7 protein-coding genes and 1 pseudogene are annotated in these 11,241 nt (G+C 71.2%); 6 read left to right on the top strand and 2 right to left on the bottom strand.

Annotation, left to right across the window (positions count from 1 at the left end; translation table 11 throughout):
- Window positions 1–121: 121 nt before the first annotated feature.
- Window positions 122–1,351, bottom strand: a pseudogene (locus R6Y94_RS10245) (MFS transporter); the annotation flags it as partial.
- Window positions 1,352–1,675: 324 nt separating this feature from the next.
- On the opposite strand from R6Y94_RS10245, the gene R6Y94_RS10240 reads away from it, so the two are divergent.
- Window positions 1,676–2,665, top strand: coding sequence for a LacI family DNA-binding transcriptional regulator (locus R6Y94_RS10240; RefSeq protein WP_318395563.1), 990 nt, complete (start codon window positions 1,676–1,678; stop codon window positions 2,663–2,665).
- A 120-nt stretch (window positions 2,666–2,785) separates the two neighbouring features.
- The gene (locus R6Y94_RS10235; protein WP_318395562.1) at window positions 2,786–3,700 is read left to right on the top strand and encodes a cation diffusion facilitator family transporter; all 915 of its coding nucleotides are present in this window, start codon (window positions 2,786–2,788) and stop codon (window positions 3,698–3,700) included.
- Between the two features lie 71 nt (window positions 3,701–3,771).
- On the opposite strand, the gene R6Y94_RS10230 is transcribed toward R6Y94_RS10235, so the two are convergent.
- Window positions 3,772–4,809: a LacI family DNA-binding transcriptional regulator gene (locus R6Y94_RS10230; RefSeq protein WP_318395561.1), complete on the bottom strand. Its 1,038-nt coding sequence runs from the start codon at window positions 4,807–4,809 to the stop codon at window positions 3,772–3,774.
- Window positions 4,810–5,101: 292 nt separating this feature from the next.
- Here R6Y94_RS10230 and R6Y94_RS10225 point away from each other — a divergent pair, with 292 nt between their 5' ends.
- From R6Y94_RS10225 to R6Y94_RS10210, 4 genes are read left to right on the top strand one after another with little or no spacing between them, the layout of a single operon-like run.
- Window positions 5,102–7,519: a glycoside hydrolase family 3 N-terminal domain-containing protein gene (locus R6Y94_RS10225; protein WP_318395560.1), complete on the top strand. Its 2,418-nt coding sequence runs from the start codon at window positions 5,102–5,104 to the stop codon at window positions 7,517–7,519.
- The gene (locus R6Y94_RS10220) at window positions 7,516–8,511 is read left to right on the top strand and encodes an ABC transporter permease (RefSeq protein WP_318395559.1); all 996 of its coding nucleotides are present in this window, start codon (window positions 7,516–7,518) and stop codon (window positions 8,509–8,511) included. The genes R6Y94_RS10225 and R6Y94_RS10220 overlap by 4 nt, the downstream gene beginning before the upstream one ends.
- Window positions 8,508–9,470 carry a carbohydrate ABC transporter permease gene (locus R6Y94_RS10215; protein ID WP_318395558.1) on the top strand — a complete coding sequence of 321 codons (963 nt, stop codon included), beginning with the start codon at window positions 8,508–8,510 and terminating at the stop codon, window positions 9,468–9,470. The genes R6Y94_RS10220 and R6Y94_RS10215 overlap by 4 nt, the downstream gene beginning before the upstream one ends.
- A 56-nt stretch (window positions 9,471–9,526) precedes the next feature.
- Window positions 9,527–11,167 carry an extracellular solute-binding protein gene (locus tag R6Y94_RS10210; protein WP_318395557.1) on the top strand — a complete coding sequence of 547 codons (1,641 nt, stop codon included), beginning with the start codon at window positions 9,527–9,529 and terminating at the stop codon, window positions 11,165–11,167.
- Window positions 11,168–11,241: the final 74 nt, after the last annotated feature.

Below are 11,241 nucleotides of genomic sequence, written 5' to 3'. Positions count from 1 at the left end.
CCGCCGCCGACCGGTCGACGGATTCGTCCCCGCCGCCGACGGCTCCGGCCCGGCCGTTGGCGGGTTCGGCCCGGACCCCGGCGGATCCGTCCCGCGCGTCGGCGGGTTCGGCCCGATCCTCGGCAGGTTCGGGCCGGGCGTCGGCGGGCGGGCGGGCGGCCGGCACCAGGAGCAGTGCCGGCAGCAGGAGCAGCGGCACGACCAGCAGGGCCCGGAGGCTGCCGACCCGGTCGCCGAGCAGCCCGACCAGGGGCGGCCCGGCCAGGAAGGCGGTGTAGCCGATCGCCGCCACCACACTGACCCGGGCGGCGGCCCGGTCCTCCTGGTCGGCCGCCGCGCTCATCCCCATCGGAAAGCCGAGCGAGGTGCCGAGCCCCCACAGCAGCACCCCGGCCATCGCCAGCGGCCACGGGCTCGCCAGTACCGCCGCCGTGGCGCCGATCGCGGCCAGCGCGATGGTGCTGAGCAGCACGGGTACCCGGCCCCAGCGGTCCAGCGCGATCGTGCCGGCGGTGCGGCCGATGGTCATCGCGGCGACGAAGACCCCGAAGGCCAGCGCGCCGACCGCGTCGCTCACCCGGTGGCCGTCCACGAAGGCCAGCGCCAGCCAGTCGTTGGCGGTCCCCTCGGTGAAAGCCATCACCAGGAGCAGCAGGCCGATCAGCAGGGTACGGGGCTCACGCCAGGCGGACAGCGCGCCGGTGCCCCGGGTCGGGCCGGTCGGCGCGTCGGGCGGCGGGGCGGCGCGGGCCGGCAGGAACGACCGGACCGCGGGGAGCGTACCGGCGAGCATCAGCGCGGCGGCCAGCCCCAGGTGCAGCCCGATCGGTACCCCGAGCCGGGCGCTGCCGGCCCCGGCGACCGCCCCGGCCACGGTGCCGAGGCTCCAGGCGGCGTGGAACCGGGGCATCACGGTACGGCCGAGCCGCCGCTCGACGGTCGCCGCCTCGACGTTCATGGCGACGTCGCAGGTGCCGGCGCCGTACCCGATGGCGAACAGCCCGACCGCGACGGCCGGTACCGAGTGCCAGCTCCCGGCGGCGACCCCGGCCAGCGCCAGTCCGAACGCGGCCAGCGCGGTCGCGGCACCGACCGTGCGGGCGGTGCCCAGCCGCTGGGCCAGCATGCCGGCGGCCGGCAGCGCCAGCAGTGCGCCCGCGGAGAGCGCCAGCAGCAGCAGGCCCAACCGTCCCGGGGTGAGTCCGAGCGCGTCCCGGGCCGCGGGCACGCGGGCGAACCACGAGGCGACGGCCAGCCCGTTGAGCCCGAAGACCACCGCGACGCCGGTCCGGGCGGTAAGGACCTGCCGCGGCACGACCGGTGGCCGGACCGTGCCGGCGGACGTGTTCACCTGGGGTACCTCCGCTTCCTCGACTCCCCTGGTCGGGCGAGCCGCCGAGTGAGCCTCTTCCACTCCCCGTACCGTCCGCCCTGTCCGGCGGATGCAGGTCGAGGCGCACGCGCTGCGCTTCCACGTTGACAAAGGTCCAGTGATCGCACCCCTGAGACCGCTCTCGGCGCAACCCGACAACGCCGAGGCACGCCGATTGCCCCTGTCGGCCGGTTACCGGCTCGCCGACACGTGCCGCACGGGTGCATCATTTCCCCATGCGTCAGCCCGGTCGTTACCTCCCCGCACCACCGTGCCCGTGTCAGGTCGCGTCGGGGAGCCGGCGTGGCTAGCCGGGCGCCGCGCCGGGCCACCCTGGAGGACGTCGCCCGGGTGGCCGGGGTCTCCCGGTCCACCGCCTCCCGGGTCATCGCCGGATACGGCGCCGCCTCCGCGACCGCCCGGGACCGGGTCGTCGCGGCCGCCACGCAACTGGGCTACGCGCCCGACCCGGCGGCCCGAGCCCTGGCCACCGGCGCCGGGGTACGACTGGTCGTGGCGGTGGCCGGCGCGGTGCCGACGGTGCTGCACGACCCGTACGTCGACCGGGTGGTGCGAGCCGCGGCCGAGGTCTGCGCGCGCCGGGAGGTCGGGGTGTCCCTGGAGTGGCTGCCGCTGCACGCGCCGGCCCGACTACGGCAGTTGGCGGAGGACCGTGGCGTCCGTGGGGTGCTGATGGTCAACACCACCGAACGGATTCTGGAGGCGGTGCCGACCGCGCTACAGGGTCGCACGGTGTCGATCGGCATCGGCTCCCGGACCGTACCGTCGTTCGACGTCGACAACGGCGGCGCGGCCCGTACCATCATCGGCCACCTGTTCGCCTCCGGGCGCCGCCGGATCGCGATGATCACAGGTCCGGGGTGGATGCCCTGCACCCGGCGGCCCGTCACCGCCTACCGGGAGGTGACGCGGGCGGCGGGGTTGCCCATCCGGTTGGTGCCGGGCGACTTCACCGCCACCGGCGGACAGGCCGCGATGCTGAGGATCCTGGAGCGCTGGCCGGACACCGACGCGGTCTTCGCGAACAGCGACGCGATGGCGCTGGGTGCGCTGGCGGCGTTGCGGCGGCGCGGGATCGACGTGCCGGGGGACATCGCCGTGGCCGGCTTCGACGACGTGCCGTTCGCCGCCTTGAGCGCGCCGGCCCTGACCACCGCGAGCCATCCGGTCGAGCAGATCGCCACGGCGGCCGCGGCGGCGGTACTCGAGCGGGCCTGGGTGCCGCCGGCCACCGCGTACCCGTCCGAGCTGATCCTCCGGGAGAGTGCCTGACGCTCGTCCTCCGGAGGAGCTGCTGCCGCTGATCGGGATCGGGATCCAGTTTCAAGTTGCACACATTGCAATGTCCGCATATGTTGTCCCCATCGGCGTCGACGGCGGGAGGCTGGGCAGATGGGCGCGGGCCACGACCACGGCGGCCAGGCGATGCGGGCCGGCGAGCGGCATCGCAGGCCGCTCTGGGCGGCAGTAGCCGTACTCGGCACCGTCCTGCTGCTCGAGGCCGTGGCGGCGTGGTGGACCGGTTCGCTGGCGCTGCTCTCCGACGCCGGGCACATGTTCACCGACGTGCTCGGCATCGGTCTGGCCCTGGCCGCGATCACCGCCGCCAGCCGGGCCGCCCGACACGCCCAGCGCACCTTCGGGCTCTACCGGCTCGAAGTGCTCGCCGCGCTGGCCAACGCGGTACTGCTCTCCGGTGTGGCAATCTTCGTGATCGTCGAGGCGGTGCGCCGGTTCGACGACCCGCCGGAGGTGCTGGCCGGGCCGATGCTGGTGGTCGCCATCGTCGGCCTCGCCGCCAACGTCGTGGCGTTCCTACTGCTGCGTGCCGGCGCCAAGGAGAGTCTCAACGTCCGGGGCGCCTACCTGGAGGTACTCGGCGACCTGCTCGGCTCGGTCGGGGTGATCGTCGCCGCCGTTGTCATCGCCACCACCGGCTGGCGCTACGCCGACCTGGTCGTCGCGGTCGCCGTCGGCCTGTTCATCCTGCCCCGCACCTGGCAACTGGCCCGGGTCGCGGTACGGGTACTGGTGCAGGCCGCACCGCCGCACATCGACGTCGCCGCCGTGGCGACCAGCCTGACCGGCGTACCCGGCGTCGCCGGAGTGCACGACCTGCACGTCTGGACCCTGACCTCCGGGATGGACGTCGCCTCCGCACACCTCGCCCTGTCCGCCGGCGCCGACGTCGCCCCGGTACTCGCCGCCGCGCGTGCCCGACTGCACGACGGCTTCGGCATCGACCACTGCACTCTGCAGATCGAGCCGCCCACCACGCACAAGGTGTGCCAGGACGCCGACTGGTGACGACGGCCGGTCAAGCCCCAGGTGGCCGACCTAGCACCGGCCCGCCGTAGCGCGTGGCGGGCAGCCGGCGCTCAGCCGGTCCGCCGGGGTGGTGCGGTGCTCTCCCGTACGACCAGCTCGGTGACGAGGTCGATCCGGGTGGTCGACAGTTCCACCCCCCGGGCCAGGTCGAGCAGCATCTGCGTGGCGGTGCCGGCCATGTCCCGCAGCGGCTGGTTGACGGTGGTGAGGGCCGGGCCGACCCAGGACGCCACCGGCAGGTCGTCGTAGCCGATCACCGAGAGGTCCGCCGGCACGTCGAGGCCGAGCTGCCGGGCTGCCCGGAGCACCCCCAGCGCCTGCATGTCGGAACCGGCGAAGATCGCCGTTGGCCGGTCGGGCCGGGTCAGCAGCTCCAGCCCGTGCTGGTAGCCGGCGTGCGCGGCGAACATGCCGTACCGGACCAGCTCGGGGTCGACCGGGATCCCGGCCTCGTCGTGTGCGGAACGGAAACCGGCGGCCCGGGCCCGGCTGCACAGCACGTCCTCGGGGCCGGAGATGCAGGCGACCCGGCGGTGGCCCAGCTCCAGCAGGTGCCGGGTGGCGAGCAGTCCACCGTTCCAGTTGTTGGAGCCGACGGTCGGCACCGAGGCCGAGGTCGCGCTGTCGGTGTCGACCACCACCAGCGGAATCGACCGGCGTTGGAGCTGCTGCCGCTGCGGCTCGGTCAGGTGGCAGAGCACCAGCAGTACGCCGAGCGGCCGCCGCAGCAACACCCCCTCCAGCCACTGCTGTGAGGGCCGGTGCTCGCCGCCCAACTGGGAGAGCACCACGTCGACCTTGGCGGCGCCGGTCACCGCCTGCACCCCGTGAATGATCTCCGTCGCCCAGCCCGAGTCGAGCTGGTGGAAGACCAGGTCGATCTGCTCCACCTCGGTCGGTTGGCGCTTCGTGCGACGTCGGTATCGGTGCCGTTCGAGGCTGGCCTCGACCCGGGCCCGGGTATCCGGCGCCACGTCAGAGCGGCCGTTGAGGACCTTGGAGACGGTCGTCAGGGAGACCCCGACCTCGTCGGCGATGGTCGCGATCGTCGCGGCACCGGTACTGACGATCCGCCGGGACCTCGTCATCGACAGCCTCCCGCAACTATCCGAAACTTTCGGTGCGAAACCCTAACACCGGGCGGACCTGCCACGGTTCGATCTTGCGGTGACCTCCGGCTGACCGTCCGGACCGCTCTGCGCACGATATGCGATGTGGTCACGGATCCAGCAGTTCAGACACCCTTGACACATCTTCGCCACGACGCATAGGTTCCCCCGCACAGGTAACGCGGATATTGCCGAAAGTTTCGAAGACTCGCCGGCCTGACCAGCCCGCTGTCCGGACCGGACGGTGCCACGGTCGGCCCGAAGGGGTGGCATGAAGAGCCAGTTGCCCGTGGCCCGGGGCGCCACGACGGACATCGCCGCGCCATGGCACGATCCGCAACTCTCCGCCACCGAGCGGGCCGAGGCTCTCATCCCCCTCATGTCGCTGGCGGAGAAGGTCGCCCAACTGGTCGGGGTGTGGGTCGGTGCCGACGCCTCCGGCGAGGGGGTCGCCCCGCACCAGTTCGAGATGATGGACGACGCGCCGCAGTGGGACGACGTCATCCGGCACGGGCTCGGCCAGCTCACCCGCCCGTTCGGCACCGCGCCGGTCGACCCGGTCGCCGGCGCGCGTTCACTGGCGGCCTCACAGGCCGAGATCGTCGCGGCGAGCCGGTTCGGCATTCCGGCCCAGGTCCACGAGGAGTGCCTCACCGGCTTCGCCGCCTGGCGGGCCACCGTCTATCCCGCGCCGCTGAGCTGGGGAGCCTCCTTCGATCCCGAGCTGGTCGAGGAGGCGGCGGGCCGGATCGCCCGCTCCATGCGCGCCGCCGGGGTGCACCAGGGCCTGGCCCCGGTGCTGGACGTGACCCGCGACTACCGGTGGGGCCGGACCGAGGAGACCATCGGCGAGGACCCGTACCTGGTCGGCACGATCGGCGCGGCGTACGTGCGGGGCTTGGAGCAGGGCGGCGTGGTCGCCACCCTGAAGCACTTCGCCGGCTACTCGGCATCCCGGGGCGGCCGCAACCTCGCCCCGGTGCCGATGGGGCGCCGGGAACTCGCCGACGTCATCCTGCCCCCGTTCGAGATGGCGCTGCGCCTCGGTGGCGCCCGCTCGGTGATGAACTCCTACGCCGAGATCGACGGCGTACCGGTCGCCGCCGACGAGAGCCTGCTGACCAGGCTGCTCCGCGACGAGTGGGGTTTCACCGGCACGGTGGTCGGCGACTACTTCGCGGTCCGGTTCCTCCAGACCCTGCACCGGGTTGCCGCCGAGCCCGGCGACGCCGCCCGGCTCGCGCTGCGGGCCGGGATCGACGTCGAACTGCCCACTGTGGACGCCTTCGGCGCCCCGCTGGTCGAGGCGGTCCGCACCGGCGCGGTCGACGAGGCGCTGGTCGACCGGGCCCTGCGCCGGGTACTCGCGCAGAAGGCCGAACTCGGCCTGCTCGACGAGGACTGGCGGCCGATGCCCGAGGACGTCGAGCGGCTGCGCCTGGACGACGAGGTCAGCCGGGACGTCTCGCTGCGACTGGCCCGGGAGTCCGTCGTCCTGCTCCGTAACGGCGACGGCGTACTGCCGCTGGCCCCGGAGCAACGGGTGGCGCTGGTCGGCCCGCTCGCCGACGACCCGATCGGCATGCTCGGCTGCTACACCTTCCCCGCCCACGTCGGAGTGCGGCATCCCGAGCACGGGCTCGGGGTGGAGATCCCGTCGCTGCGCGACGCCCTGCGCCAGTTCCACCCCGGACTGCGGTACGCGCCGGGCTGCGGCATCACCGGCGACGACACGTCCGGCTTCGCCGAGGCGGTGGCCGCCGCGCGGGGGTCCGACGTCTGCGTACTCGCCGTCGGTGACCGGGCCGGTCTGTTCGGTCGGGGGACCTCCGGCGAGGGATGTGACGCCGTCGACCTGCGGCTGCCGGGCGTACAGGCCGAGCTGGTGGCGGCGGTGCTCGGCACCGGTACCCCGGTGGTGCTGGTGCTGCTGGCCGGCCGCCCGTACGCGCTCGGCGATGAGTTCGACCCGGCCGCCGCCCTCGTGGCAGGCTTCTTCCCCGGTCAGCGGGGCGGGCAGGCGCTCGCCGAGGTGCTCACCGGCGCGGTGAACCCGTCCGGGCGGCTGCCGGTGAGCGTGCCCCGGGACTCCGGTGGGCTGCCCGCCAGCTATCTCGCCCCGCCGCTGGGCCACCGCTCGGAGGTGTCGTCGGTCGACCCGACCCCGGCGTTCCCGTTCGGGCACGGACTGAGCTACACGACGTTCGAGTGGGGTACCCCGGAGGTCGTCGGGCCGGACGGGCGGCCGGAGGCGGATCCGGACCTGGTCACCGGCTGGCCGGTCGACGGCGAGGTGACCGTCCGGGTCGCGGTCCGCAACACCGGTTCCCGGGCCGGCACCGAGGTGGTGCAGCTCTACCTGCACGATCCCGTCGCGCAGACCACCCGACCTGTGGTCCGGCTGGTCGGCTACACCCGGGTCCCGCTTCCGGCCGGCCAGGCGGCGTACGCGACGTTCACGGTCCCGGCCGACGTCGCCTCGTTCACCGGGCTGCACGGCCGGCGGATCGTCGAGCCGGGCGACGTGGAGCTGCGGTTCGGCCGCTCCAGCGGTGACCAGACGGCGACGATCCGGCTCCACCTCACCGGCGCCGAACGCGAGGTCGGCCACCGGCGGCAGCTGCTGTCGCCGGCCCGGGTCGAGCCGGTCCCCACGCTCCCGCCCACCGCCGCGGAGGTACGCCGATGAGTGCACCCACGACCGCGGGCCCGCCGCCCGTGACCGTCGAGCCCGACCGGCCGGACCCCGGCGCCACCGGCCGCCGGTCCCGAAAACACCGCCGGACGTGGCGGCAGGCGATCCGCCGGGACTGGCAGCTCTATTCGCTGGCGATCCTGCCGCTGCTGTTCTTCCTGATATTCCGGTACCTGCCGATGCTCGGCAACATCATCGCGTTCCGGCGCTTCCAGCCCGGCGGCAACGTCTTCGGCGAGTACTGGGTCGGCCTGCGCTACGTGAAGATGTTCCTGTCCGACCCGACGTTCTGGGAAGTCTTCACCAACACCCTGATCCTGGGCACGCTGACCCTGGTGGTCTGCTTCCCGCTACCGGTCGTCCTGGCGCTGCTGCTCAACGAGGTCCGGACCCGCAAGCTCAAGCGGTTCGTCCAGTCGGTCTCCTACCTGCCGCACTTCCTGTCGATCGTGATCGTGGCCGCGATGGTGATGCAGCTACTCTCCACCGACGGCACGGTGAACCAGCTCGTGCAGGCCACCGGCGGAGACGCCGTCCCGTTCCTGCAACGGCCCGAGTGGTTCCGCACCATCTACGTCTCCTCGGAGGTGTGGCAGACGGTCGGCTGGGGCACGATCCTCTACCTCGCCGCCCTGACCACGGTCGACGACAACCTCTACGAGGCGGCCCGGATCGACGGCGCCAACCGGTGGCGGCAGACCTGGCACGTCACCCTGCCCGGCATCCGGCCCACGATGGTCACGCTGCTGATCCTCAACATCGGTACGTTCATGGCGGTCGGCTTCGAGAAGATCCTGCTGCTCTACAACCCGTTGACGTACCCGACAGCGGACGTGATCTCCACGTACCTGTTCCGGATGGCGTTCCAGTCCAGCAACTTCAGCTACGCCGCCGCGATCGGACTCTTCGAGGCCCTGATCGGGCTGACCCTGATCCTGTCCGCGAACGCGATCTCCCGTCGCACAGTGGGGACGAGCCTGTGGTGACCGTGGATTCCAGCACCGTACGGCCCGAGGCCGCCGACCCGGAGCGGGCCGCCGAGCGGCTCGGCCGGCCCCGGCGACGGCGGGGCATCCAGACCACCCGGGGCTACCGGGTGTTCCAGGTGATCAACGCCATCGTGCTGACCGGCGTCGTGGTGGTGACGCTGTACCCATTCCTCAACATCTTGGCCCGGTCGCTCAGCGACGAGGCGTACATCATCGCCGGCCAGGTCAGCGTGGTGCCGCGCGGCTTCAACATCGACACCTACAAACTGGTGATGTCGGACTCGCTGTTCTGGACCAACTACCGGAACACCGTGGTCTACACCGTCGTGGCCACGGCCATCGCGATGGTCCTGACCACCTGCTTCGCCTACGTGCTCTCCAAGCACCACCTCAAGGGCCGCACCGTGCTGATCGGCATCGCGGTCTTCACCATGTTCTTCAACGGCGGGTTGATCCCCAACTACGTCCTGATCAGCAGCCTGGGCATGACGAACACCATCTGGGCGATCGTGCTGCCGAACGCGATCAGCGTCTTCAACCTGCTGGTCATGAAGGCGTTCTTCGAGAGCCTGCCGGTGGAGCTGGAGGAGGCTGCCGCCGTCGACGGCCTGAACACGTACGGGATCCTGCTGCGGATCGTGCTGCCGCTGTCGAAAGCGGTGATCGCCACGATGATCCTCTTCTACGCCGTCTCCTTCTGGAACTCGTGGTTCTCCGCCTTCCTCTACATGGATCGGCAGGATCTGCTGCCGGTCACCGTCTATCTGCGCAACCTGATCGCCGGGGCCGTCGGCGCGGAGAACGTCGGCGCCATCAACGAGGCGAACGAGGTACAGGCCGAGGCGACGCTCAAGGCCGTGACCATCGTGCTCACCACCCTGCCCATCCTGCTGGTCTACCCCTTCGTGCAGCGGTATTTCGTGTCGGGCGTGATGCTCGGCGCGGTGAAGGGATAGCCCGGCAGGCGGAGGTGAGCCGTCGAACCCACGAACCACCAGCGAAAGGAAGCCTGATGTTCCAACGAGCCCGGCGCCGAGCAGCGGTGGTCGCTGCCGGCGCGCTCACCCTCTCGCTCGTCGCCTGCGGCAGTGGCGACGATGCGGAGTCCGAGGACCTCTCGGAGAACCGCACCGGCGCAATGGCCGAACTCGGCGTCAACCAGCAGTTCAAGGCGACCGAGCCGGTCTCCTTCTCCATCCTCTACAACAACCACCCGAACTATCCGCTCAAGAACGACTGGCTGTTCTGGACGGAGCTGAACAAGCGGACCAACGTCACGCTGGAGCCGGTCGCCGTACCGCTGAGCGACTACGAGCAGAAGCGCAGCCTGCTGATCGGTGCCGGCGACGCACCGATGATCATCCCGAAGACGTACCCGCCCCAGGAGGAAACCTTCGTCTCCTCCGGTGCCATCCTGCCGGTCAGCGACTACCTCGACCTGATGCCGAACTTCAAGGACAAGATCGAGAAGTGGAACCTAACTCCTGAGATCAACCAGCGGCGCCAGGCGGACGGCAAGTTCTATCTGCTGCCCGGGGTGCACGAGAAGCCGTGGTGGGACTACTCGCTCGCGATGCGGACCGACATCCTCGAGGAACTGAACCTGGAGATCCCGAAGACCTGGGACGAGCTCTACACCGTACTCAAGGCGATGAAGGCGGCGTACCCGAACACCTTCCCGTTCTCCGACCGGTTCAGCCAGCCCAACCCGGCCGGCAACCTGCTGAACATCCTCGCGGCCTCGTACGGCCTGGAGGGCGCCGGCTGGAACTTCCAGCACGTGAGCTGGGACCCGAGCGCCAAGAAGCTCTTCTACACGGCCGCGAGCGACAAGTACAAGGACATGTTGACCTACCTCAACAAGCTGGTGAAGGAAGGGCTGCTCGACCCGGAGAGCTTCACCCAGACCGACGACAACGCCCGGCAGAAGCTGGCCAACGGCAAGTCGTTCGTGATCAGCAGCAACGCGCAGACGCTGGTCAACGACTACCGCCCGGACCTGGCGAAGACCCTGCCGAACGCGAAACTGACCAAGATCCCGCTGCCGATCGGCCCGGCCGGCGAGATCAACCCGGCCCCCCGGCTGGAGAACGGCATCATGATCTCCAAGAAGGCCCGGGACAGCAAGAACTTCGTCGCCATGATGCAGTTCATCGACTGGCTGTTCTACTCCGACGACGGGCAGACGTTCGCCCGCTGGGGCGTCGAGGGCACCACCTTCGTCAAGGACGCCTCCGGCAAGCCCACCCTGGCCCCCGACGTCAACGTCATCGGGCTGAACCCCGAGGCTCCCAAGCACCTGCAGAAGGACTTCGGGTTCTACAACGGCGTCTTCGCCTACGGCGGCAAGCCGGAGCTGGTGCAGTCCTTCTTCTCCCCGGAGGAGCAGGAGTTCCAGAAGGTAATGAACGCCCGTACGCCACGGACGGTGATGCCGCCGTTCCCGTTCACCGACGAGGAGCGCGAGCAGGTGTCGCTGTGGCAGACGCCGCTGCGGGACTTCGTCTACCAGGCGACCCTGCAGTTCATCCTCGGTCAGCGGGACCTCGCCCAGTGGGACGCCTACCTTGCCGAGCTGAAGGGCAAGAACATGGACGCCTACATGGACAAGGTCAACGAGGCGTACGAGCGGTACCAGAAGGAACACGGCTGACCTTCCCGGTCCGGGGGGGGCCCCCCCGGGCCCCCCCCGCCCCGGTGGGGGCGCCCCGGCCCCCCCCCCCCCCC

It is taken from the genome of Plantactinospora sp. KLBMP9567, from assembly GCF_033446045.1.
Lineage (GTDB): Bacteria > Actinomycetota > Actinomycetes > Mycobacteriales > Micromonosporaceae > Plantactinospora.
Note: the sequence above shows the minus strand (reverse complement) of the source record. Positions and strands in the feature narration are given on the sequence as shown.

Bases quoted from the DNA above. Each gene is read 5' to 3' on its own strand.
- R6Y94_RS10235 (WP_318395562.1), top strand. From the start codon at position 2,786: ATGGGCGCGGGCCACGACCACGGCGGCCAGGCGATGCGGGCCGGCGAG.
- R6Y94_RS10210 (WP_318395557.1), top strand. From the start codon at position 9,527: ATGTTCCAACGAGCCCGGCGCCGAGCAGCGGTGGTCGCTGCCGGCGCG.
- R6Y94_RS10225 (WP_318395560.1), top strand. From the start codon at position 5,102: ATGAAGAGCCAGTTGCCCGTGGCCCGGGGCGCCACGACGGACATCGCC.
- R6Y94_RS10230 (WP_318395561.1), bottom strand. From the start codon at position 4,809: ATGACGAGGTCCCGGCGGATCGTCAGTACCGGTGCCGCGACGATCGCG.
- R6Y94_RS10220 (WP_318395559.1), top strand. From the start codon at position 7,516: ATGAGTGCACCCACGACCGCGGGCCCGCCGCCCGTGACCGTCGAGCCC.